A 22,696-nucleotide genomic window follows, 5' to 3' on the forward strand; every position below is an offset into this window, starting at 1 on the left:
CTTCTTTTAAAACCTAGCCGAAGACCGCGCCCTTCACGTTCAATTCAGAGAAAAAGGGCAATGAGGGTATGACCCGAGTGCATAACGTGTTTATTAATATCTTGAGGTGGTTCGATTCGGATGCCGGTTCGGATCACATTGACGCGACCTCCCGTTCGTTCAATTTTGTGCGTGTCATACCGTTTCTGGTGCTTCATTTAACTTGCCTGCTGGCATTTTACACCGGCGTAAGTGCGTTTGCGGCTGGTTTCGCCCTCGTCTTCTTCGTGGTTCGGATGTTTGCCATTACCGGATTCTACCATCGGTACTTTGCACACAAGACCTTCAAAACGAGCCGTCCGGCCCGGTTTGTGTTCGCACTGCTCGGCGCCAGCGCCGCTCAGCGTGGCCCACTTTGGTGGGCTGCGCATCACAGGCATCATCATCAGCATTCTGATAGGGAGCAAGATCTGCATTCACCTCATCAGGGGGGCTTCTGGTGGTCCCACATGGGATGGTTTACCTGCGACGCCGGATTCGTAACCGATGAGCGTCGCATTCGCGACTGGCTCAAGTTTCCTGAACTCAAGCTTATCAACCGGTTTGATGCACTGATTCCGGCAGCTGCGGCCATTGTGATTTACGGCCTGGGTGAAGCGCTGGCTGCCTGGGCACCGGGGCTTGGCACCAACGGTTTACAAATGCTGATATGGGGCTTTTTTGTTTCCACTGTGGTGCTGTTTCATGCCACCGTTTCGATAAATTCGCTATCGCACGTCTGGGGTAAGCGTCGTTTTGAAACCTCAGACGACAGCCGAAACAACTTTTGGCTTGCCCTCCTGACCCTTGGTGAAGGATGGCACAACAACCATCATCGCTGGCCCCAGTCTGTAAGGCAGGGTTTTCGCTGGTATGAGATAGATGTGACCTGGTACGGGCTCTGGGTGCTGTCGAAACTGGGCATCATCTGGGATTTAAACCCGATACCCGAGCATATTCAGGAAGAAACCCGCCAACTTGACCAAATGAGGAGGGCGCAGAAATGAAACCTGCCCCGACTATCGAAGTAGGACATCCGAATTCGATCGTGCCTGCAACACTGGCGCAATTCAGGGTTCTATTTAACCAGCTTGATAAAGGCAACCTGAACAAGCTTCCGGCAGTTTACAGTGAGGACATCCATTTTCAGGACCCCTTTGGTTCTGTGGAAGGTCTCGACGCTTTGACCCGCTATTTTGCTGGCGCTTACGAAAACGTTATTTCCTGCCACTTCGCTTTTGAAGATTCCGTTGTTCAGGACTGTTCTGCGAGCATCCCCTGGATAATGCATTTGCGCCACAAGCGCATTCGCGGGGGGAGCGAGATACAGGTAGCCGGCATCAGCCATCTGACAGTCCGGGACGGCAAAATTTGCTATCACCGGGATTATTTTGATGCCGGCGAACTGCTGTATGAAAATTTGCCGGTTGTTGGCGGTGTTATTCGCTGGGTTAAGGGTTACGCAGGATGAACGATCGCCTCGATACCGTATCCAATATCTGGATTACCGGTGCCAGTTCCGGCATTGGTGAATCTGTCACCCGCGCGCTGATTCGTGGTGGCCACCGACTGGTGGTTACCGGGCGCCGGCCCGAGCCGCTGGAGAAGCTAAAGGCTCTCGCACCGGAGCGCGTTACGCCCGCCGTCGCGGACACAACGAGCAAGGACAACCTGCAATCAATTGCGGCAACGCTGGAATCCCATGGTGACCTGAATATGGCCATCCTCAACGCCGGCACCTGCGAATACCTCGATATTGCGGATTACAGCAGCGATATGATCGAGAAGAACATACAAACCAATGTAATTGGCACTGCACGTTGCGTTGAAATCGCCTTGCCTGCGTTGCGCCGCACCCGCTCCAAAGGGTTACCCGCCGCGCTGGTGATTGTGGGTTCGTCTGCCTGGTGGTTCCCGTTCGCCCGGGCCGAGGGCTACGGTGCGTCGAAAGCCGCACTGGCCTATTTTGCCCAAAGCTTGCGAGCGGATCTGGCTGTCGAAGGCATTGATGTGGTTCTGGTTTCTCCGGGCTTTGTTAAAACGCCCCTGACCGACCGCAACGATTTTCCGATGCCGTTTCTGGTGACCGCCGAAGATGCCGCCGAGCGGATCGTCAGCGGTCTTGCCAAAGGCCATAACGAAATAGCCTTTCCGAAACGCTTCACCTGGGTTCTGAAATGTCTGGGCGCCCTGCCGCAGCCTCTGATTGATCGAATGGCCGCCTCGATGGCGCGCAAAAGCTCCAGCGAACAGGAAACCAAGGAATGACCAACGAACGTCAACGTGTTGCTGTTATCGGAGCGGGTGTCTCCGGCCTTACGGCAGCATGGCTTCTCGCTGAAAAGCACGATGTACAACTCTTTGAAGCCGGCGATTACGCCGGTGGCCATACCAACACCGAGTACGTGGAATCCGGCGGGCGTATCTGGCCGGTAAACACCGGCTTTATCGTATTCAACGACTGGACATATCCACACTTCATGCGCCTCATGGACCGCCTGGGTGTGCCCTCAGAAGTCAGCGATATGAGCTTCAGCGTGGATAGCAACACCACGGGCCTCCAGTACAACGGAACCAGCCTGAATACGCTGTTCGCCCAACGCAAAAACCTGCTTAACCTGTCGTTCCTCAATATGGTTCGGGAGATTTTGAGGTTCAATAAAGAAACCCGAGCGGACTTGGCGGCCGGCACTATTCGACGCACGGAAACCCTTGGCGAGTACCTGAACCGCAACGGTTATTCCCGGTATTTCCGAAACAACTACATTGTCCCCATGGGCGCGGCTATATGGTCGGCGCCGGAAATTGTACTTGAACAGTTTCCGATACGTTTTTTCCTCCAGTTCTTCAATAACCACGGCATGCTGTCGGTAGACGATCGCCCAACCTGGCGCGTTATTTCCGATGGTTCCGCGCAGTACGTCAAGGCCATGATGGAGCGGCTCGGGGATCGCATCCATTTGAACTCGCCCGTGCAAGCCGTAAGCCGGGGTGAAAGCAGCGTTACAGTGACTGCTGAAGGCCAATCACATGAGTTCGATCAGGTTATATTTGGCTGCCACAGTGACCAGGCCTTAGCGATGCTCACCGATCCCAGCGACCAGGAACGCGACATTCTGGGTGCCATCCCCTATCAGAAAAACGATGTGGTACTGCACACAGACAGCAGCGTGCTGCCAGACAACCGCCGAGCCTGGGCCGCTTGGAACTATTTTATTCCGAAACACAGCACCGAGCCGGTTTCTGTTACCTACAACATGAACATACTGCAGAATTTCCACAACGCACCGGAAATTTTCTGTGTAACCCTGAATCGAAGTCATGACATTGCTCCGGACAAGGTAATCAAGCGATTCAACTACTCTCACCCGGTGTTTACCCTGGAGGCAGTCCAGGCTCAGGAACGTTACATAGAAATTGGAAACAAGAACCGTACCCACTTCTGTGGCGCTTATTGGTTCAACGGCTTCCATGAAGATGGCGTGCGCAGTGCACTGCGCGTCACCCACGATTTTGGAGTGGAGCTCTGATAATGAGCAGCCAATGGTTACAAGGCTCAATCCGGCACCGGCGCCTGTATCCCGTTCGGCATGAGTTTGAATACCACACGGGTATGTTGGCGCTGGACACCGACGAGTGGAATACGGTTACCCGCGTGAGCCCATTTTTTTCGCTGGAACGCTTCAACTGGCTATCCCTGAAGCGAAAAGACTATTTTCGGCCCGAGGCGGGGGAGCTTTCGGAAGCGGTGCGGGCACAGGTTGAAACAGCAACCGGCTGGCGCCCGGACGGCGTAGTAGAGCTGATCACCCATCCTCGCTACGCAGGCTATGTATTCAATCCGGTGAGCTTCTACTTCTGCTACCGCATGGGCGAGAGCGGCGCTGATGGTGACGTTCCTGCTGTGATTGTGGCGCAGATCACCAATACCCCCTGGAATGAGCGCCACACCTACTGCCTGGAAACCACGGGCAGCGAGCCCAATGCTGCAGGCTGGCGCACCGAGCAGTTCGGGTTCTCCAAACGCTTCCATGTTTCTCCCTTCAACACCATGGCGCAGCACTACGAGTGGACGTTCAGCATTCGCGGGCCAGAACTGAGAATTCATATGAACGTGCTGGAAGAAGGAAAAAAACATTTTGACGCCACGCTTGTAGTCCGAAGAGCACCACTTACACGTAAGACTCTTCATAAAAGTCTGCGCCAGTTCCCTGTGGAAGCGCTCAAGGTGGCCACCGGCATTTACTGGCACGCCCTGAAACTGAAGTTTAAGGGCGCGCCGTTTTACACCCACCCGGACAAGCTTGGCGAAAGCGACCCGTCCCACAGCCTGGGTAGCGGCGATCATGGCGTAGATGTAACCAGTGCAGACGACTCAAGCAAGATTCGAGGAAAGGTAAGCTCATGGAGAACATGAACACGTCGGCGAATTCCATTGCCAGCTCGCGAAAGGGCAGTTTGCTGAGCCAGGTTGCTAAAAGTCTGGTAATTCAGCAACTTGGTCAGTTACGTGAAGGCATGCTGACCATCAGGCAGTCCGGCATGGACGATCTGGTTTTCGGAGATGGCAATACAAAGCATTGGCCAGCAGAGCTGATAGTTCATGATCAGAGTACATGGCGGGATTTGCTGACCGGAGGTAGCGTAGGCGCTGCCGAAGCGTATGTGGCCGGTGACTGGTCCTCCCCCGACCTGACTGCACTGCTCCGGTTCTTTACCCGCAATATCGATCGTATGAATGAATTTGAAGATAAATTCAGCTGGGTAACCAAACCAGCACTCAAGGGTTTGCACTGGCTTAACCGCAACACTAAAGACGGCTCCCGAAAGAACATAAGCGCACACTATGATCTGGGCAACGACCTGTTTGAGACGTTCCTCGATCCAACCATGATGTATTCCTCCGCGATTTATCCCAGCGAGGAGTCGACGCTTGAAGAAGCCGCCGTTCACAAGTTGGATACCATTTGCCAGAAGCTGGATTTGCAGCCAAACGACCGGGTTATCGAGATAGGAACTGGCTGGGGCGGTTTTGCCATACACGCGGCCAAACACTATGGCTGCCACGTAACCACCACGACGATTTCAAAAGAACAGCTGGAACTTGCACAGGATCGGGTTTGCAGTGAGGGCCTCGAAGACAGAATCACCCTGCTGTTTGATGACTATCGGGATCTTGCAGGCCAGTTCGACAAGCTGGTTTCCATTGAAATGATCGAAGCGGTGGGGCCACAGTTTCTGGACAGCTATTTCAGCCAGATTAGCGCGCTTCTGAAGCCGGACGGCCTGGCCCTTGTTCAGGCCATTAACATGCCTGAACAACGCTATCTTCGCGCCCTCAAAAATGTGGATTTCATCCAGCGCTTTATTTTCCCCGGAAGTTTTATTCCATCCTTCGGCGCCATTCTGGAATCAGTGCGAAATGAGTCAAACCTAGTGCTGACCCATTCCGAAGACACCGGCTTTCATTACGCTCGTACGCTCCGCGACTGGTGTGAGCGTTTCATGGCCAACCGCGAACAGCTCGAATCCAAGGGGTATGACCAAGCCTTCCGCAGGCTCTGGAACTTCTACTTTGCTTATTGCGAAGCAGGGTTCAGTGAGCGTGCCATCGGCGTATCACAGCTTGTTTTCGCCAAGCCAGGTAACAAGCGGCGGAACATATTGAGTGTATGATCACTTCAGAAACTGTTCGTAATATACTGAATTTCTTGCTGTTTCAGATTGGCTGGTTCGCCTGCGTGGCATACCCCAATCTGCTTGGCCCGGTTCTGGTTCTGTTTTTTTTGGTCATACACTTTGTTTTGGTGAGCCAGAACCGGTTTACAGAGCTTCAGTTTATCGGACTGGGAACGGTTACAGGTGCGGTGCTCGACGGGCTCTGGTTCCGGTTTGGCATATTGGATGACGGCAGCGGAGCGGTGCTGATTACTCCACTCTGGCTTGTCGCCATCTGGGCTATTTTTATGACCACTCTCAGCCACTCGCTCAACTGGATCAGCCGCAAAGTCTGGCTGGCGTTCCTGTTTGCACCTGTTGCAGGGCCGTTCGCCTATTGGTCGGCAAGCAAAATAGGAACCGTTGAACTGCCTGATCTGGTGCCTTCACTCATCGCACTGGCTCTGGGCTGGCTGCTGGTATTCCCGTTATTGCTGTTTGCCCGAAAATCACTCTATCCGGAGCTTTCGTCATGAACCGCAGTGCATGCTCATGCTTCGCCCCTTTTGCGGTTGTTCTCGTTGCACTTTCCGGGCAGGTGTCTGCTGACGTGCTTCAGTTCACCGGATTCGCCCAGAGCCGAGAGGGGGAAACACTGTATGAGGAGCGGCATCAAGTCGATGGCGCCTGTGAAAACGGGGTGTACCGACCAATTGAGCATCGGGTTGCGTATATGCGGCAGGGCGAAGGCAGCAGTGAGACTTTCGCTGAAAAGACACTCGATTACAGCGCGTCGGCTATTCGCCCAACAGTGAATTACCGGCAGCCCGATTTTGACGAGTCGCTGAAGATCACTTACCCGGCTTCAGGTTCTGTAGCGATTGCGTGGCAGCAGCCTGAGGGTGCCACAAAGCGCTCGATCACAGAAATATCCGACAAGTTGGTGGTCGATGCAGGCTTTGACAACCTGATACGACAGCACTGGGACAACATTGTCAGCGGCGAATCCGTGAAATTCCGTTTCCTGGCACCAACCCGGGGTACGGATTACGCCTTTATTCTGGAGCCCGCCGAAAGCGCAGATGTGAAGGCTGATCACGTGGTGCAAATTCGCCCGGACAGTCTCTTGCTCAAATTCCTGGTGGATCCCATCGTTCTCGGCTACAACGAAAAAGGCGCACTTACCGCTTACGCCGGCCTGACCAATGTGCGCGAGAATGCAGATCAGAACTACACCGCCATTATCCGCTATGCCATCAGCAACTACCCGGAATGTAAACTGACACCCTGATGCTGCCCCATAGGGAAGGCAATACACCGGTTTCAATGTGTTAAACTTCTGCGGCAACCAACGCCGGAGAGTTTTTAGCCATGATGTTTGTGTCTTTTAACGTCAACAGTATCCGTACTCGCCTGCATCAGCTTGAAGCGCTGATTGAAAGCCACAATCCCGATTTCATAGGCCTGCAGGAAACCAAGGTAAGAGACGAAGAGTTTCCAGTAGAAGCCATTCGCGAACTTGGCTATCACGTATACTTCCACGGCCAGAAAACGCACTACGGTGTTGCGCTGCTTTCCCGTATCGAGCCCGATCAAGTGGTTAAAGGCTATCCCGGCGATGCTGAAGAGGCCCAGTGCCGTTTGATTACGGGGCAATTCACCGTTAATGGCCAGAAGCTCACCGTAATTAATGGCTACTTTCCGCAGGGCGAGAGCCGCAGTCACCCGATCAAGTTTCCTGCTAAAGAAAAATTCTACGCCGACCTGATGGCCTACCTGGACGAGCTTAACGAACAGGATGGCCATGTGGTCATCATGGGCGATATGAATATCTCACCAACGGATAAAGACATAGGTATAGGCCCGGAAAACGCCAAGCGCTGGCTGCGTACCGGGAAATGTTCGTTCCTCCCGGAAGAACGGGAGTGGCTGGGCCAGGTTGAACGCCGCGGCTATACTGATGTGTTCCGCTACCTTCATCCGGACGATGCGCAAACATTCAGCTGGTTCGATTACCGCAGCAAAGGCTTCGAGCGTGAGCCCAAGCGTGGCCTGCGCATTGATCTGATCATGGCGAGCGACGGCCTGTTACCCAAAGCCCGCGAAGCCGGCGTTTCTTATGATTTCCGTGGGATGGAGCGGCCATCTGATCACTGCCCGGTGTGGGCAACCTTTGAACTCTGAGAATTGGCCGGGCGCACTATGACCAAAGTAAAAACCCGCGACCGCATCCTCAACACCAGCCTGTCGCTGTTCAACAGCCTGGGCGAGCCAAACGTGACGACCCTGCTCATTTCAGATGAACTGGATATCAGCCCGGGTAATCTGTATTACCATTTCAGAAGCAAAGGCGACATTGTCGAAGAGCTGTTTATAGCCTTCGAGGCGGAAATGCAGGACCTGCTGGCGGTTCCTGAGGACGTGGATATCAGCCTGGATCAACAGAGCTTTTTCTTGCATCTGTTGTTTGAAGCGGTGGCCCGCTATCGCTTTCTGTATCAGGACCTGGTGAACGTGCTATCGCGTTACGAGCGTTTACAGGCTCGTTTCAAACGGGTTCTGAAAAAGAAAACCAGGGCTTTCAGAAGCATTTGCGAAAGCCTGCGGCGCCAGAACATGATGCAAATCGAGCAGGACGAGCTGGATTCACTATGTGAACAGCTAACCCTCACCGCATGTTACTGGAGCGCGTTTGATACGCTCTCGCATCTTGACGATCGAGAATCTGTGGATCCCGGCCGAGGTGTCTATCAGATGATGCACCTGATGGTGCCTTATTTCGCAACAGATGTTCAGGAAGACGCGAAACTGATCAGCAGGGACTATCTGTAGAGATCCGTCTTGTCAGCTGCTGGCACCAGCCTACTCTTCTTCATCTCTGTTATTACTGTTACGGAGTGCGGACAATTCGGCCTCCAGAGCTTCTATTCTGTGCTCAAGAGCTTCGAAGTCTTCCCTTCGATGAATGCCCAAGCGACGCAAAGCTCCAGACACCCGTTCGTCAAACAGGTGCTCAAGCCTGTCCCAGGTCCCGGTGGCCCGCTCACGAACCCCCTCCACGCGATCTTCCACTGAACGAATCTGCTTTTCGACCGCACCGCGGGTCTTGTTTTCGAGCTGCTCACCTTCCTGAACCAGACGTTCGAAAAAGCGACCGGTATCTTCTTCTGCCTTGGTGTAGGCCCCCAAGCCTGCAAGCCATATCTGACGGGCTGAACCTTTTATTTTTGCAGCCAGCTGCGGGTCGTTTTCGGGCTTCTTGTCGTTCTCATCAGACATGTAACAACCTCTGGGGTGGGATAATGCATATAAAGCGCTATTGTATTACAGCTTGCAGCCGATTTCAGTCGGCCTGGAAGCCGCATTACCAAAGGCGGCAGTATAAAGGCGGGTTCCATATGAAAAAATGTTTTCAAATGCAGCGGCCCGATCCTTGAAGTGTTCAAATTATAGTCAATACTTATCTATACCGGAGTCTCTGCTGACGACGGTTTGTTTGGAAGTTTTTCATGGATACTACTCGCACGCCTCTGCCCGGCATTCTTGCCGGGCTTTTTTATAATATTGCGTCTGCTTATACGCTTCTTCCATAATAAACCATCTCTCAAACGACACCCGAGGGATGAACACCCAATTACACAGTCCCATTCTGACAGACGTCATCAGCTGTGCGATGATGGCTTCGCTCTTTATTGAATCCGGAGACGAAACCCCATGGACATCCGAAAGATCGACGACACAATTTCCGTTGCGCCCCAGATTACATACGGAGATGTGGCAGAGGCGGCCAGGCTTGGCTTCAGAACATTGGTAGCTAATCGTCCGGATAAGGAAGAATTTGGTCAGCCCGCAATGGCTGATATTGAAGCCGCCGCCCGGGAAAACGGTATGACCTGGATTTACATGCCCGTTGCCTCCGGAAATGTGACCGACGCAGACGTAGACCAGTTTTCAGCAATGATCCGGGATTCCGAAAAGCCCGTATTGGCTTTCTGTCGGACTGGCACCCGATGCACGGTTCTTTGGGCCCTGAGTGCTGCACGCACCACTCCTGCCCGGGAAATATTCACGAAAGCCAGCAATGCCGGCTACGATATCAGCGGTCTTGCCCCGCGCATGGCGCAACAGTCCGACAACCAGAAATAGCCGCTTCGCTTCAAACGCTCAGGATCCACCCTCCCATGCAATACAAAGGTTCAGAGAACTTCCGGCACAACCAACCGGAAAGGATTGGCGTGCTGGTTACCAATCTTGGTACGCCTGATGCCCCGACCCCTTCAGCTTTACGACGTTATCTGGCGGAATTCCTTTCCGACCCAAGAGTTGTGGAGTTACCCCGCCCTCTGTGGTGGCTGATATTGCATGGTATTATCCTCCGCATTCGCCCCAAGCGCAGCGCAGCAGCTTACGCAACCGTGTGGCAGCCTGAGGGCTCACCACTGCTGACCCATACCGCAAAGCAGGCGGAGGGCATTCGGGAAGCTCTGAAAAAAAAGTATGGCCCCGACGTGGTTGTAGGTTTTGCCATGCGTTACGGCAACCCTTCCATTCCCAAGGTGCTTGACGAAATGCAGGAACAGGGCGTCAGAAAGTTGATGGTACTGCCGCTCTATCCACAATATTCCGCCTCCACATCCGCATCGACCTTTGATGCAATAGCCAAAGATTTTTCAACACGCCGCTGGTTGCCCGATCTGCGCTTTATATCCCATTACCCGGACTACTCGCCCTACATTGAGGCGATGGCGCGACACATCAACAACCACTGGTCAAACCACGGCCGCAATCAGAAACTGTTGCTGTCCTATCATGGTGTGCCTCTCAAATACCTGACCAAGGGTGATCCGTACCATTGCGAGTGCCATAAAACCTCGAGGCTGCTTGCTGAACGGCTGGGGCTGGCGAAAGAAGATTATATGACCACTTTCCAGTCCCGCTTCGGCCGGGAAGAATGGCTCAAACCCTACACCGACGAGACGCTTAAAGCGTTTCCCGGGCAGGGAGTGAAGTCCGTTGATGTGTTTTGTCCGGGTTTTTCGTCAGATTGCCTGGAAACCGTCGAAGAGATTGATGAAGAAAATCGAGGGTATTTCATGGAAGCCGGCGGTGAGAAATTCAGCTACATCACAGCGCTGAATGCCACTCCCGGCCACATTGATGCCTTGGTACAGCTGATAGAGGATAACCTGCAGGGCTGGACGTCCCCGGATAACCTGCCCGAAACACTGGCCACTCGCCAGAAGCTCGCTGACGAGCAAAAGAACGCGACCTACCCTGGCCGTGATCTTTGACGTAACAGGCTCAGTGACGGCGTATAAATACAAAACCTCGTCACACAATAGAAGATGGGGCGATGTAGCTGGAGTTTAATCACTTGGATCTTGGCCGGGATGAGGCCCAGTTGTTCGCTGACCTCTTCACCGACCCAGGAAACGGGTGAGCTACATAGGAGTCTGCGCGGCAGAACCCCTTGCTCAGAACACTTCTGCCGCGCAGACTCCTAGCACGGGCAGAGGTGTTCTAAAAACTCAACACGTACAGGGTTTTCGGCAGGCGCAGCCTTTCTTACGTCATCAAACAGTATTTTTCCCATTTTGAAACGGCGGTATTAATCCCGACAATTCATGTGCCCATGGCGGATTTGCACCGGATCTAGAGACGTTTATGGCCGCTACCTGCGCACCAAACTCCAGAACATCTTTCACGACACTTGCCGTGACGTTTTCGATGCCAGCTTTGCTAAGAACACCTGCTACTGACAGCGCTGCGAGCACCCCGGCATTGAACGTATCGCCCGCACCAACGGTATCAACAACATGTGCCTTGCGCGCGGGCACGTCAACGATCTCATCATCCCCAAATATGGCAGTTGCCCCGTCTTTTCCGCGCGTCAGGATGACCATTTCCGGACCTTTCAGACGCAGTTCCTTAGCCTTTTCTAACAGTGAAAGAGGCCCTGGCGCAATCCAGTCCAGATCTTCGTCAGAAACTTTCAGAATGTTGCAAGCTGCAAGCAAGGTGTCTAAACGTGCACGGTAGCGGTCAACATCCCGGATGAAACTTTGGCGGATGTTCGGGTCAACCATAACCACCTTGTCGAGTGATGCGCGTTTTGCGAGGCTGATATAAAAGTCACAGCACGGTTCAACGATAAGACTGATGCCCCCGAAATATATCGCAGAAACGGTTTGTGGAATAGGAGGATGCATATCTTCTGTCAGCATACGGCCCGCGGTATTCTCGTCGTAAAAATGATATTGCGCGTGGCCGTCATTTAGCTCAATAAAGGCCAAAGTGGTTGGCAGGTCACTGTAAACGGACAGGGCATGTTTGACCCCACATTCAGCCAGGCTGTTCTGGATCATTTTCCCAAAGAGGTCCGTGGACAAACCAGAAAGAAACCCCGGTTCCAGACCCAATCGACCTAGCGCAATGGCCGTGTTGAACACCGACCCGCCCGGGTGCGGCACATAGGCGTTGCGGCCATGTACGTCTACCGTCGGAATCATGTCGATTAACGCTTCACCACAGCACAAGATCATGACAAGCACCTGACCACAGCGCGCAGGTCGTTGGCCAAACGCATCGCTGGGTAAGCGATTGCAGAGTGACCCCGAATACTTACGCCAACGGACAAACTACCGTGTGTCTTGAGAGTATGCGCTTGCGTCATTAAAGTTATCCCCTTCTGTGGCATTCGCCCTCCAGCTCTCGTCACTACTTTTCCAACTGCGCGAGCATTTCGTGCACCCCTTTGGAAACCGGAGTGATAAGTTCAGCATACAGTGCGCTTAGACTGCCGCAACTTTCTCAGCGGACGTTTCGCTGGACCGTTGAACAGATTTGGACCGCTGCAAATCCCACCAGGCAAACACGAAGTAGATAAGGGTGCACCAGATCGTCACATCGTAAAACAGCTCCCGGTTCACGTAATATGCGTACAGATCAGGGCTGTTGAACAAGACGCGCCACGCGAGAATGGCTGGTATCACAAGGCCGATAACAATCCAGATCGCGCGGATGGCCTTGGTCAACATCGAGGTGTCCTTGACGTGCTCTTTGCTCTCCGTCCGTGCCAGTTCGGCGTGGTATTCCTCGACCCTCCGGTGGAAGTCGGCCTCGCGCTTCTCGGCCTCGGGGTAGCTCTTGTCGGCACCGGCTCGCTTGGCGAGGAGTGTGTAGCAGACGATGGAAAGGACCCAGGTCGGCAGGAAGAGATAGACGAACGGGATGATGTTGATGAAGTTCAACCCAAAGCCGAACACGAGACAGATACCCCAGGTGATCAGCGCCGGCATATTGTCCTTGACGCCCTTGAGGCGGTGCCAGTTGCTCTTGTAACCCAGCTTGGGAAAGATGTGCTGTTCGGCGAGTACAATGCCGCCGATGGGTACAAGAACAAGTCCTGCGTAGGCAAGAATTGGCAGGATGCTGCGGTAGATGAACGGGAAAGCACTTAACACGACCACCACAGCGCCGACAACAAGCGTTACCTTCTGGCGTGCGACGCTCGGGAACACCGCCTGGGCTGCAAGACCGGCGCGATAGAGGTTGGGGTTGGCCGTTGTCCATCCCGCAATAATTACAATCACGAAGCCTGTGGCGCCAAGCGCGTAGTAGGCAACATCCCCGGGTGAAACAACAGCGACGCTCAACTTCATGATCGACGCCGTCGCCGCCCCCATCAGTGCTGCAGATATCCACGCGATGTAGTGGCCAAACATCATGCCGGTTGCGGTACAAAGGCCATAAATCGATTTTTTTGCGTAACGCAGGAGCGCCATGTCGACGAGACCGAAGTGCGCAAATGTGTTCGCTGCCCAGGCGAAGCCGATCACTTCCAACAATCCGATCCCGGGTTCCCCTTCAGCATTGATGCCGGTAAAAACAGTCGCTCCCGCCAAATTCACGAAGTCCGAGAAACTTGCAAGCGTCGTGTAACCGGTCAGCGTTTCGTTTAGCGCCGGGATCAGCACCATGCCACCCGCCGTGAACATCACCATCAGCCAGGGTGTGCAGATGGTGGCAAACTCGGCCACCACCTTGAAACCGTAATAGGCCACCACCACAGCGATCACGCTTGCCGATGCGGCGATGGCCGCAAAGGCGGCATTGCTGGGATAGGGATAGATCTGAGGCGGAATATCGAAGAGTATCCGAACGGCAGTTGCCGATACGGTGATCATGGCGGCCGAGATGGCCACGAAGATCAGCACATTCGCACCGTTGTAGAGCCGCGGGACCAGCTCGCCCATGTTGCGTTCGAGATAGGTGTAAAGACTAAGCCGCGTTTTGACCGCGATCGGCGCGGTGATGAGCCAGAAGCTCAGCACGGCAAGCGTATTGCCGATGAACAGCCCGAGCAGGATGTCGTGGATCGTCGCGCCCATAGCCACAAATGCAGCGCCAATGACGAATTCGGTCGCAGCAACGTGTTCGGACCCATAGAGGCCGAGAAAGTGCCCTGGACCGTGCGTCCGGTGCTCCGGAATCGGTAGGAGTTCGTCGTCCATCTCCGCGATAGGCTGATTCTCTTCCTTTGCGATATTGGTCATGTTGAACCCTCGTTTGCCTTTATTCGAATGTTTGCCTCGCAAAGACGGAGATACGGGCATCATCCCCCGCTTTTGCCTTAGTCATCCAGAATAAACCGAGCTCGTTCGATAACCTTTTCCGTCACCCATTGCGCATTTTCCAAAGCCTCTGCAGTGGAAATCTCACCCTCCAGAGATTTTGCGAATCGCTCGCCAACAGCCGTCGCCATTGCGGGAAATTCCGGAATCGCGACGTACTGTATTCCTGTATAGGGCACCTTATCGACCGTCGGATCGCCCGGATTTGCGGTCTCGATTGCCGCCAGCACCATCTGGGCGAAAGGCGCGACTTGCAGATATTCGGGATTGTTATATAGCGACACTCGTGTGCCTGGCGGGACGTTGAGCCAACCGTCGCGCTCCGCCACCCGCTGGGCGTATTTTTTGGACGTTGCCCACGCCACGAATGTCTTTGCGGCCTCCTGGTGTTCCGACGCTGCAGATACCCCAAGCGCCCAGGTCCAGAGCCAATTACTCCGCTTGCCGAGGCCCCGGTCAGGCGCCTTGGCGAACCCGACATGATCCGCGACCCTCGATGTCTGCGGATCGGAAACGGCCGATGCCGCAACCGTCGCGTCGATCCAGATTCCGCATTTGCCCGCCTGGAATAGCGCCAGCGCTTCCGTGTAGCCGGTCGATGTGGGGTCCGGCTGACCGAAGTCCTGCAACAGCTTGACGTAGTCATTTATTGCGCCGGACCATGCTGCACTGTCGAACTGGGGGTGCCACTCTTCATCGAACCAACGCGCGCCGTAGGAGTTGGCCATGGCTGTGATCAGGGCGACATTTTCACCCCAGCCAGGCTTGCCACGCAGGCAAATGCCATGGACTTCAGGGTTTTTTTCAGCGATCGCCGCCGCGGCCTTGCGGATAAAATCCCACGTGGGCTCATCAGGCATCGCTAAGCCGACAGCTTCAATCAAGTCCGTGCGGTACATGGTGAACGACGACTCGCCATAAAAAGGCGCGGCATAAAGAACCCCTTTATAAGACAGGCTTTCTTTTATCGAGGGAATCAGATCATCGACATCGTATTCCTTGGGCATATCGCTCAGGGGCAATAACCAACCGCGCATCGCCCAGATCGGTGCTTCGTAGCTTCCGATAGTGACGATATCAAAGCGCCCACTGTTCGTTGCAATATCGGTGGTAACCCGCTGGCGCAGAATACCCTCCTCCAGCGTAACCCATTCCAGCTCGATATCGGGATTTTCAGCGGTAAACTCGACCGCCAACTCTTGCATGCGGATCATGTCGCCATTGCTCACGGTGGCGATGGTAATCGTTTCTGCAGTGGCCACACCTGCCAGTAACAACATTGCCCATGCGGCAACCAAAGTGCGCAACATGTTTTTCATTCGACCTCCGTCGCTCTTTATAGACTAGCGCTACCTCATTACTGGCCAGTTGTGTATTAATAACATTAGTCCACGCTGAGCGACTTCACCAACACGGTTTACCTGCCGATACGGTGTCACATGCGGCCTCAAGGACAGACCAACAGACGGTTTGACACCGTGGCAGAAACCGTTGAGTGAACTAGGCTAAGGAGATAAGTGTGGAGCCTACGTTATGAAAGATGCCATCAGCCTTAATCAGAACAATCTGCATCAGTTACCAGACGACGTTGTATACCCTGAATACAACCGCAGCGAGCTTAAGACAGGCATTGTGCACGTTGGCGTCGGGGGGTTTCACCGTTCCCATGAAGCCTGCTACACGGATGAACTCTTGGGTTTAGGCATGGGTACCGACTGGGGCATTTGCGGGGTCGGCGTAAGGGCGGCAGACAGAAAGCTGAGGGATATCCTGAAGAATCAGGACTTCCTCTACACTCTCATCGTCAAACACACCGATGGAAAAATCGAAAACCGGGTAATCGGCTCCCTCGTGGATTTTTTGATGGGCTGTGACGACCCGGCCTCCGTGATCGACAGGATGGCCAGTCCGGAGACCAAAATTGTGTCGCTGACGATTACAGAGGGCGGTTACAATGTAGATCCCGCCACCGGAGAGTTCAATTTTGACAACCCTGACGCGAAGCATGATCTGAACAATCCGCTGCAACCCAAACTGGTGTTCGGCTATTTGAGTAGTGCGTTGAGAAAGCGACGGGATGCAAAGATTCCGGCGTTCACCGTCCAATCCTGCGACAACATCCAGCACAATGGCGATTTGACTCGAAAAATGCTGTTAGGCTTCGTGCGTGAACAGGACCCGGAACTTGCCGAATGGATTGAACGCGAGGTCTGCTTCCCCAATGCCATGGTTGATCGAATCACCCCCGTAACCACAGCGGCTGATATGGACTATCTGAAGAACCAGGTGGGCATGCGCGATGGTTGGCCGGTGACCTGCGAACCCTTTAGCCAATGGGTTATCGAAGACAAATTCTCCAACGGCCGACCCGGATGGGAAGCGGTCGGCGCCCAGTTTGTGCCCGACGTAACGCCCTATGAAAAGATGAAGCTCAGGTTGCTCAATGCGGGGCACACCGTGCTGGGTATCCTGGGTTCCATCCATGGCTTCGAAACAATCGACGAATGTGTATCGGACGAATTATTTGCCAAGTATTTGCGCGCCTTCATGGACTCGGAAGCGACTCCGGTACTGGATGCGGTCGATGGAGTTGATCTCGACGATTACAAAGATACCCTTCTCGAACGCTTCTCGAATCCGAATATCAAGGACAACCTGGCCCGCATCTGCCTGGAAAGCTCCAGCAAACTTCCGGTGTTTCTGATTCCCACCATCACTGAGAACCTGAAGCAGGGAGGCAGCATTAAATATGCAACTCTGGTGATTGCCGCGTGGTGCTACTATTCCGATAAGGGCGTGAGCAAGGACGGTGAGCAGCTGGAAATCGTCGATGAGATGAAAGACGCCCTGCATCGGGCGGCTGCCGGAACATCAAAGGAAAAACTTGCATTCCTGAAAGTGGAGTCGGTCTTTGGTGACCTGGTCCAGAGAAAGTCCTTCACGGATGAATACAGCAGAATGGTTGGTAAGCTCTACGAAAACCCGGATATCACTCAGCATATGCAAGCGCTGCTCAACGGGCGGGAGTAGCCAGAAACAACACCTCTTAACCACATTAATCACTCCACTGACCAATTCGCGCCAGCAAATCACAAACGCGGCTGGAATAGCCCCATTCGTTGTCATACCAGTTAAGTACACGCAGGTAACGACCACCGATGACAGCCGTGAACTTGGAATCGTAGATGGATGAATGCGAATCGCCTATGATATCCGAAGACACGATAGCCCGGTCGGTGTAAGCCAGAATCCCACTCAGATGTTCACGGGCGGCTGCGGCTTTTACGGTGTCGTTTACATCTGCAACAGAGACGTTCTTCGCCAGCTTTACAAACAGGTCAACCACAGAACCGTCCGGGACGGGCACCCGTGCGGCAATTCCGTGTAATCGCCCTTTCAATTCCGGCAGCACTTCGCCAACGGCCTTGGCAGCCCCGGTAGAGGTTGGAATAATATTCGCAGCGGCAGCCCGACTGCGACGCCAATCGGAATGCGGTACATCCGCCAGGCGCTGATCGTTGGTATAGGCATGCACAGTATTGATCACACCTTCGACAATACCGAACTCCTCATGCAGTACGCGCGCCATTGGTGCCAGACAATTAGTCGTACAGCTTGCGTTGGAAATAATACGGTGCTGCTCATTCAGGCCCTCGTCGTTGACACCTATTACGACGGTGTAATCGATTGGCTCGGACGCAGGCACGGTCAATACCACTCGCTTGGCACCCGCGTCGAGATGCCACTGCAATTGCGCGCGGCTGCGGAAGACACCCGTCGACTCCACCACCGCATCAATGCCCAATGCCGCCCACGGGAGATCGGCAGGATTGCGCTCGCTGAGCAATTTGGTCCGTCCCTTGGGGGTCACAAATTCATCGCCATCAAGGACCAGGCTCTTGCCAAAGGGCCCCATGACCGTGTCGTAATTGAGCAGGTAGCGTAGCGCACCAAAATCGAAAAGATCGTTAATAGCGACGACATCGATCCCGTCCACATTATCCAGGATGCGAAATACCGACCGCCCTATGCGTCCAAAACCATTGATAGCGACTCTCATGACGCGGTCTCCTGTTGACGATCCAACTGTGAATACAAACGCACCACATCCAGTAAACGCGCCGCATGGCCGAGATTCTCATACCAGCCCAAGGTTTTGATAATGGACTCACCGGCCTTGATGGTTCCCTGGAGATCAAACAGCAACGAATGAGAGTTACCGATCACGTCGGAGGACACAATAGGGTCCTCTACGACATCAACGATACCCGGATAGTCTTTTGCACTGACTCGCATGGCATTATTGATATCTTCCGCCGTAACCGTGGCGTCTTCGAACACCAGATTGGTGTCCAGCAGGCAGCCTTCGTAGATGGGCACATTGAGCGCAGAGGTAGTGATCTTCCCGTCAAAGTCCGGAAGTATGTGGCCCAGCCACAAAGCAGCCTCGTGGGTGTTGGGAATAATGTTTATCGCTCCCGAACGACTGCGACGAAAATCCGCTCCGGCATAATCCTGCAACGCCTGATCCGAGGTGTAGGCGTGCACCGTCGTCATGCTTCCGCACTCAATCGCAAACCGCTGGGAAAGAATGTGCAACAGAAGGGCGAGCGCTGTGGTTGTCGCCGAACCCGCAGAGATCATCCGGTCACTCGCGGCAATACTGGCCTGATTAATGCCGGGAATGACAATGCGATCTATTTCCTCACCGGGCAAAGTGCGCAGCAACACCCGTTGCGCGCCATTCCTCAGGTGGTCCTGCATGGCCGCACAGTCTCGGTAGATGCCGGTAGAATCAATCACCGCGTCAACACCAAACACATCCCACGGCATTTCGGCCGGTCGATCAATGCCAATGAGGCGCGTCTTGAAGCGCGGATTCACCAGGAAATTGCCTTCGATAGTATGCCGCTGGGGCTGGGCGACTTCCGAACACAAAAGATAGTGCAGAATTTCCGGCTGGCCAATATCGGCAATGGCAACGACATCGACGTCATCGCTGTGCGAGGCCAAGTCATAGATCTGGCGACCCGTCTGACCAAAGCCCATGATGCCAATTCTGATCGGTGTTCTAGCTGGCATACTTGCTCTCCCTAACTTTTTCGATCCCGGTGGCCCTGCGCTACCTGTGCAAAGAATTCGTATACAGGGAACGCACTACCTCATCGGCTACATCACTCCACAAAAATCGGGCGGCGGCAGCGGACGAAGCTATTCTCTGCCACTGAGCTGGGTCTGCTGACTTCAGTTGGACGGCTGCCTTGAAAGAAACAATCATATTTTCGGCCTGTTGTTGAAGACTGGCCCCGCTGAATGCAAAACCGTCTTCGGCATCTCTGACCGTATCGTTTAAGCCTCCCACACTGTGCACTAGGCAGGGTTGACCGGCCCGCATCGCCAGCATCTGGCTGATACCGCAGGGTTCGAACGAGCTGGGCATCAGAAATAAATCGCCACTGCTGTAGAGACTAAGGGATATCGTCTCGGAGTAACCTTTGAGGAAAATAAAGTTTGTGCGTCGGGAGGAGACCTCGGTCAGAAACTGCTCCAGCCCAACATCACCACTACCGAGTAGAACCAGCATGCCCTCGTCACCAAGTACATTGAGCAAATGGTCCAGAGCCGTTTCGCCATCGGACATCCTCTGGCGCAATAGCAGCATTTTTTGATCGGTAATCCGCCCCACCGACGTTGCAAGAAAAGGCTGCTTCTGTAAGCCCTGGGGGGAGTTTGCTGCACTACTGAGTGCTGAAATATTATGCGCCAGCCGTCTACTGGCAATAAAATGAGCACTTTCGACCCCGGGCTTGCGGCCGACCCATTGCAGCAACTGAGTTTCGCATTGCAAGAATAGTTCGCCGGCTGACAAAGTTTTTGTAGTCGGACCGGGATATTCACAGCCATTGAGAATACCATGCAAGCGATTTTCTTTGGCCGCTCGCTCCAAATCCTCATGCAGCCCCTCACCGCCAAAGAAGCCCTGCACTGGATCACTGGCTTGCTGTATTTCACGGGCGTAGGTAGGTGACACTGCATGAACTTTGTCACTGAGGTTTATTCCCGCGCGCATGGGATTGATACAGTGCGGAGCTCTTGGATCATTCAGCCGTTGGGCGTCGTAATTCAAATAGGGAAACCAGGCACGTAGGGAGGATTCGTCACCCGCCATTGGACGAACGCCCTGTAAGGCAAGATTGTGGATAGTGTATACCGTGTGGATTGATTTCAATGCTTTGTAGGTGGGGTCAAAGGCCCGCAACACACTCACCATTGCAGCGTGCCAGTCGTGTAGATGTAAAACATCAATCGCGGCAAATCTGCCCTCAATAATCGCCTGAGCTACCGCGACACTAAACAGTGCAAATTTGCTGGCGTCGGTTGCAAACGGCCTGTTACCCGGATCATCACAGTAAATTTTCCCGGGGCCGCCCGCGGCAAAGAGCGGGTGCTCCAGCACCCATAGGGTGACGTTTTTCCAGGGTTTTTTTCCGGGAACTCGAAAAATGTCGACGGCTTGTCGCTGGCCCCAGAACATAACCTGGAGTGTTCCTACCCGCTCACTACCGGGTAACGCTGAAAAGGCTCCGTAACCCGGCGTCACCACATCGACCTGATGTCCCTTGCTAGCCAGAGCAATGGGAATGTCGCGAACAACATCGCCGATACCACCGACCTTGCCACCGGGGATAGCGTCATTCTCGGCGGCCACCATCAGCACTTTCATTGCTGTTTCCCCATATCAGGTAATCACGTCCGGCTTCTCGCGTCCGGTATACTCGATAATCCCGGCAACTTGATCTGCAGCGTCCATTAAGGTCGCCAAAGCCTTTTGTGGGTCCTGCCCCAACAGTGTGGGGTCATTTTGATACTGATCAAAGTAAACCCGAAGCGTAGCGCCCTCGGTTCCTGTACCGGAGAGGCGGAATACAACCCGGCCGCCGTTGTCAAAACAAATCCGAACACCCTGATTACAGGTTTCGCTGCCATCAATGGGATCGGTGTAGCTAAAATCGTCGGCAGATTCGATACAAAGGCCGGCGAATTCCCGCCCCGGGAGATCGGGCAATTGCCCACGCAATCGTTCGATCATGTCCGCCGCGCGTTCACTATTCACAGCTTCATAATCGTGACGGGTAAAGTAATCACGGCCATATCGTGTCCAGTGATTCTTGACAATTTCGCCCAGAGGCTGGTTTCTCACTGCGATCAGGTTGAGCCAGAACAGTACCGCCCACATCCCATCCTTCTCCCTGACATGATCCGAGCCGGTACCAAAGCTCTCCTCTCCACAAAGCGTAATCTTCCCCGCATCCAGTAGATTGCCAAAAAACTTCCAGCCCGTTGGCGTTTCATAGCAATGGATGCCCAGTTTTTTCGCCACTCGGTCGGCCGCCCGACTAGTGGGCATGGATCTTGCGATCCCTGCGATACCCTCAGCATAGCCGGGTATATACTGTGCGTTGGCCGCCATGACCGCCAGACTGTCGCAGGGATTGAGGTAAAAACCTTTGCCGAGGACCATATTGCGGTCACCGTCGCCATCCGAGGCGGCGCCGAAGTCCATAGGGTTATCCCCATTCAGTAGTGCCACCAGTTCGTGGGCGTGTACTTGATTGGGGTCCGGATGACCGCCACCAAAATCCTCTAACGGCACGCCATTAATCACTGTGCCCTCTGCTGCGCCCAGACGACGTTCAAATATCTCTTTGGCATAGGGCCCGGTGACCGCGTGCATGGCATCGAAACACATGCGGAACTTACCGTTCGTCAGTAAGGCCTTCATGCGCTCAAAATCGAACAGAGATGCCATAAGATCAGCATAGTCTGCAACGGGGTCGATGATTTCTATCGCGGTGCCCGCCAGCGAGTAAGCTCCCAATTGATCGAGGTTCACATCTTCCGCGTCCTCGATAAGATAGTGATCAATCGACAGTGTCTGTTGATATATGCTGTCAGTTAAGCTTTCTGGCGCTGGGCCACCATTGTCGCCGTTGAACTTGATGCCAAAATCGCCATCCGGCCCACCGGGATTGTGACTGGCAGACAGAATTATCCCGCCGCGGGCCTGGTGTTTTCGAATGATACAGCTAGCCGCTGGCGTAGAGAGAATGCCCCCCTGGCCCACCAGCAACCGTGAAAAACCATTCGCGGCAGCCATGCGAATAATCACTTGAATGGCTTCCCGATTGAAAAACCGGCCATCACCGCCGACGACCAATGTGTGGCCATCGCAGGGGGCTATCGTATTAAAAATGGCCTGAACGAAGTTTTCCAGATAGCCGCTGCGCTGAAACTCCTTCACTTTTTTTCGCAAACCAGAGGTGCCTGGCTTTTGCCCCTCAAAAACCTGCGTAGAAATTGTTTTTATCGCCATAGCTATTCCCCCA

21 protein-coding genes are annotated in these 22,696 nt (G+C 53.9%); 13 read left to right on the top strand and 8 right to left on the bottom strand.

The annotated features are described in order from the left end of the window. The first annotated feature begins 68 nt into the window (after positions 1-68). The 10 genes from ACN0V1_RS13725 to ACN0V1_RS13770 all read left to right on the top strand — a co-directional run bounded on the left by ACN0V1_RS13725 (position 69) and on the right by ACN0V1_RS13770 (position 8,508). A complete protein-coding gene (locus ACN0V1_RS13725) occupies positions 69-1,025 on the top strand; it encodes an acyl-CoA desaturase (protein ID WP_417545523.1) in 957 nt (318 codons plus the stop codon). After that, positions 1,022-1,489: a nuclear transport factor 2 family protein gene (locus ACN0V1_RS13730; RefSeq protein WP_417545524.1), complete on the top strand. Its 468-nt coding sequence runs from the start codon at positions 1,022-1,024 to the stop codon at positions 1,487-1,489. The genes ACN0V1_RS13725 and ACN0V1_RS13730 overlap by 4 nt, the downstream gene beginning before the upstream one ends. Further along, a complete protein-coding gene (locus tag ACN0V1_RS13735; RefSeq protein WP_417545525.1) occupies positions 1,486-2,286 on the top strand; it encodes an SDR family NAD(P)-dependent oxidoreductase in 801 nt (266 codons plus the stop codon). Before ACN0V1_RS13730 ends, ACN0V1_RS13735 begins: the two co-directional genes overlap by 4 nt. Then, complete coding sequence (locus ACN0V1_RS13740; RefSeq protein ID WP_417545526.1) at positions 2,283-3,548, top strand: NAD(P)/FAD-dependent oxidoreductase; 1,266 nt, start codon at positions 2,283-2,285, stop codon at positions 3,546-3,548. The genes ACN0V1_RS13735 and ACN0V1_RS13740 overlap by 4 nt, the downstream gene beginning before the upstream one ends. Before the next feature lie 2 nt (positions 3,549-3,550). Next, positions 3,551-4,435: a DUF1365 domain-containing protein gene (locus ACN0V1_RS13745; protein ID WP_417545527.1), complete on the top strand. Its 885-nt coding sequence runs from the start codon at positions 3,551-3,553 to the stop codon at positions 4,433-4,435. Further along, positions 4,423-5,694: a class I SAM-dependent methyltransferase gene (locus tag ACN0V1_RS13750; protein ID WP_417545528.1), complete on the top strand. Its 1,272-nt coding sequence runs from the start codon at positions 4,423-4,425 to the stop codon at positions 5,692-5,694. The genes ACN0V1_RS13745 and ACN0V1_RS13750 overlap by 13 nt, the downstream gene beginning before the upstream one ends. Then, the gene (locus ACN0V1_RS13755) at positions 5,691-6,212 is read left to right on the top strand and encodes a DUF2878 domain-containing protein (RefSeq protein WP_417545529.1); all 522 of its coding nucleotides are present in this window, start codon (positions 5,691-5,693) and stop codon (positions 6,210-6,212) included. Before ACN0V1_RS13750 ends, ACN0V1_RS13755 begins: the two co-directional genes overlap by 4 nt. Further along, complete coding sequence (locus tag ACN0V1_RS13760) at positions 6,209-6,967, top strand: hypothetical protein (RefSeq protein ID WP_417545530.1); 759 nt, start codon at positions 6,209-6,211, stop codon at positions 6,965-6,967. Before ACN0V1_RS13755 ends, ACN0V1_RS13760 begins: the two co-directional genes overlap by 4 nt. 80 nt (positions 6,968-7,047) lie before the next feature. Further along, entirely contained in the window at positions 7,048-7,860 is an 813-nt protein-coding gene (gene xthA / locus ACN0V1_RS13765) for an exodeoxyribonuclease III (protein ID WP_417545531.1), read from the top strand. 18 nt (positions 7,861-7,878) lie between these two features. Continuing rightward, positions 7,879-8,508 (top strand): TetR/AcrR family transcriptional regulator, encoded by a 630-nt coding sequence (locus ACN0V1_RS13770; RefSeq protein WP_417545532.1) that lies wholly within the window; start codon positions 7,879-7,881, stop codon positions 8,506-8,508. A 30-nt stretch (positions 8,509-8,538) separates the two neighbouring features. Here ACN0V1_RS13770 and ACN0V1_RS13775 read toward each other — a convergent pair whose 3' ends face one another. Then, entirely contained in the window at positions 8,539-8,955 is a 417-nt protein-coding gene (locus ACN0V1_RS13775; protein ID WP_417545533.1) for a phasin family protein, read from the bottom strand. A 435-nt stretch (positions 8,956-9,390) separates the two neighbouring features. Between ACN0V1_RS13775 and ACN0V1_RS13780 the strand changes: the two genes are divergently transcribed. Together ACN0V1_RS13780 and hemH are read left to right on the top strand one after the other, a co-directional pair. Next, positions 9,391-9,822: a TIGR01244 family sulfur transferase gene (locus ACN0V1_RS13780; RefSeq protein WP_417545534.1), complete on the top strand. Its 432-nt coding sequence runs from the start codon at positions 9,391-9,393 to the stop codon at positions 9,820-9,822. Positions 9,823-9,857: 35 nt separating this feature from the next. Next, entirely contained in the window at positions 9,858-10,967 is a 1,110-nt protein-coding gene (hemH, locus tag ACN0V1_RS13785) for a ferrochelatase (protein ID WP_417545535.1), read from the top strand. Between the two features lie 282 nt (positions 10,968-11,249). Here the strand turns inward: hemH and ACN0V1_RS13790 are convergent, their stop codons facing one another. The 3 genes from ACN0V1_RS13790 to ACN0V1_RS13800 all read right to left on the bottom strand — a co-directional run bounded on the left by ACN0V1_RS13790 (position 11,250) and on the right by ACN0V1_RS13800 (position 15,628). After that, a complete protein-coding gene (locus tag ACN0V1_RS13790; RefSeq protein WP_417545536.1) occupies positions 11,250-12,218 on the bottom strand; it encodes a carbohydrate kinase family protein in 969 nt (322 codons plus the stop codon). Positions 12,219-12,467: 249 nt separating this feature from the next. Further along, a complete protein-coding gene (locus ACN0V1_RS13795; protein ID WP_417545537.1) occupies positions 12,468-14,231 on the bottom strand; it encodes a purine-cytosine permease family protein in 1,764 nt (587 codons plus the stop codon). Between the two features lie 77 nt (positions 14,232-14,308). Then, positions 14,309-15,628 (bottom strand): ABC transporter substrate-binding protein, encoded by a 1,320-nt coding sequence (locus ACN0V1_RS13800; RefSeq protein ID WP_417545538.1) that lies wholly within the window; start codon positions 15,626-15,628, stop codon positions 14,309-14,311. 214 nt (positions 15,629-15,842) lie between these two features. Between ACN0V1_RS13800 and ACN0V1_RS13805 the strand changes: the two genes are divergently transcribed. After that, positions 15,843-17,339, top strand: a complete 1,497-nt coding sequence (locus ACN0V1_RS13805; RefSeq protein ID WP_417545539.1) for a mannitol dehydrogenase family protein — start codon at positions 15,843-15,845, stop codon at positions 17,337-17,339. Positions 17,340-17,364: 25 nt separating this feature from the next. Here the strand turns inward: ACN0V1_RS13805 and gap are convergent, their stop codons facing one another. Genes gap through ACN0V1_RS13825 form a run of 4 tightly spaced genes read right to left on the bottom strand, consistent with a single transcriptional unit; the run spans position 17,365 to position 22,683 of the window. Further along, positions 17,365-18,369, bottom strand: coding sequence for a type I glyceraldehyde-3-phosphate dehydrogenase (gap, locus tag ACN0V1_RS13810; protein ID WP_417545540.1), 1,005 nt, complete (start codon positions 18,367-18,369; stop codon positions 17,365-17,367). Continuing rightward, complete coding sequence (locus ACN0V1_RS13815; RefSeq protein ID WP_417545541.1) at positions 18,366-19,391, bottom strand: glyceraldehyde 3-phosphate dehydrogenase NAD-binding domain-containing protein; 1,026 nt, start codon at positions 19,389-19,391, stop codon at positions 18,366-18,368. The genes gap and ACN0V1_RS13815 overlap by 4 nt, the downstream gene beginning before the upstream one ends. A gap of 40 nt (positions 19,392-19,431) precedes the next feature. After that, positions 19,432-21,033 carry a glycogen synthase gene (locus tag ACN0V1_RS13820; protein WP_417545542.1) on the bottom strand — a complete coding sequence of 534 codons (1,602 nt, stop codon included), beginning with the start codon at positions 21,031-21,033 and terminating at the stop codon, positions 19,432-19,434. A gap of 15 nt (positions 21,034-21,048) precedes the next feature. Further along, entirely contained in the window at positions 21,049-22,683 is a 1,635-nt protein-coding gene (locus ACN0V1_RS13825) for an alpha-D-glucose phosphate-specific phosphoglucomutase (protein WP_417545543.1), read from the bottom strand. Positions 22,684-22,696 lie beyond the last annotated feature (13 nt).

It is taken from the genome of Marinobacter sp. (assembly GCF_048266785.1).
GTDB lineage: Bacteria > Pseudomonadota > Gammaproteobacteria > Pseudomonadales > Oleiphilaceae > Marinobacter.

Excerpts from the sequence above, each read along its gene's own strand:
- ACN0V1_RS13725 (WP_417545523.1), top strand. The coding sequence starts at position 69 with ATGACCCGAGTGCATAACGTGTTTATTAATATCTTGAGGTGGTTCGAT.
- ACN0V1_RS13730 (WP_417545524.1), top strand. The coding sequence starts at position 1,022 with ATGAAACCTGCCCCGACTATCGAAGTAGGACATCCGAATTCGATCGTG.
- ACN0V1_RS13735 (WP_417545525.1), top strand. The coding sequence starts at position 1,486 with ATGAACGATCGCCTCGATACCGTATCCAATATCTGGATTACCGGTGCC.
- ACN0V1_RS13740 (WP_417545526.1), top strand. The coding sequence starts at position 2,283 with ATGACCAACGAACGTCAACGTGTTGCTGTTATCGGAGCGGGTGTCTCC.
- ACN0V1_RS13745 (WP_417545527.1), top strand. The coding sequence starts at position 3,551 with ATGAGCAGCCAATGGTTACAAGGCTCAATCCGGCACCGGCGCCTGTAT.
- ACN0V1_RS13750 (WP_417545528.1), top strand. The coding sequence starts at position 4,423 with ATGGAGAACATGAACACGTCGGCGAATTCCATTGCCAGCTCGCGAAAG.
- ACN0V1_RS13755 (WP_417545529.1), top strand. The coding sequence starts at position 5,691 with ATGATCACTTCAGAAACTGTTCGTAATATACTGAATTTCTTGCTGTTT.
- ACN0V1_RS13760 (WP_417545530.1), top strand. The coding sequence starts at position 6,209 with ATGAACCGCAGTGCATGCTCATGCTTCGCCCCTTTTGCGGTTGTTCTC.
- xthA (WP_417545531.1), top strand. The coding sequence starts at position 7,048 with ATGATGTTTGTGTCTTTTAACGTCAACAGTATCCGTACTCGCCTGCAT.
- ACN0V1_RS13770 (WP_417545532.1), top strand. The coding sequence starts at position 7,879 with ATGACCAAAGTAAAAACCCGCGACCGCATCCTCAACACCAGCCTGTCG.
- ACN0V1_RS13775 (WP_417545533.1), bottom strand. The coding sequence starts at position 8,955 with ATGTCTGATGAGAACGACAAGAAGCCCGAAAACGACCCGCAGCTGGCT.
- ACN0V1_RS13780 (WP_417545534.1), top strand. The coding sequence starts at position 9,391 with ATGGACATCCGAAAGATCGACGACACAATTTCCGTTGCGCCCCAGATT.
- hemH (WP_417545535.1), top strand. The coding sequence starts at position 9,858 with ATGCAATACAAAGGTTCAGAGAACTTCCGGCACAACCAACCGGAAAGG.
- ACN0V1_RS13790 (WP_417545536.1), bottom strand. The coding sequence starts at position 12,218 with ATGATCTTGTGCTGTGGTGAAGCGTTAATCGACATGATTCCGACGGTA.
- ACN0V1_RS13795 (WP_417545537.1), bottom strand. The coding sequence starts at position 14,231 with ATGACCAATATCGCAAAGGAAGAGAATCAGCCTATCGCGGAGATGGAC.
- ACN0V1_RS13800 (WP_417545538.1), bottom strand. The coding sequence starts at position 15,628 with ATGAAAAACATGTTGCGCACTTTGGTTGCCGCATGGGCAATGTTGTTA.
- ACN0V1_RS13805 (WP_417545539.1), top strand. The coding sequence starts at position 15,843 with ATGAAAGATGCCATCAGCCTTAATCAGAACAATCTGCATCAGTTACCA.
- gap (WP_417545540.1), bottom strand. The coding sequence starts at position 18,369 with ATGAGAGTCGCTATCAATGGTTTTGGACGCATAGGGCGGTCGGTATTT.
- ACN0V1_RS13815 (WP_417545541.1), bottom strand. The coding sequence starts at position 19,391 with ATGCCAGCTAGAACACCGATCAGAATTGGCATCATGGGCTTTGGTCAG.
- ACN0V1_RS13820 (WP_417545542.1), bottom strand. The coding sequence starts at position 21,033 with ATGAAAGTGCTGATGGTGGCCGCCGAGAATGACGCTATCCCCGGTGGC.
- ACN0V1_RS13825 (WP_417545543.1), bottom strand. The coding sequence starts at position 22,683 with ATGGCGATAAAAACAATTTCTACGCAGGTTTTTGAGGGGCAAAAGCCA.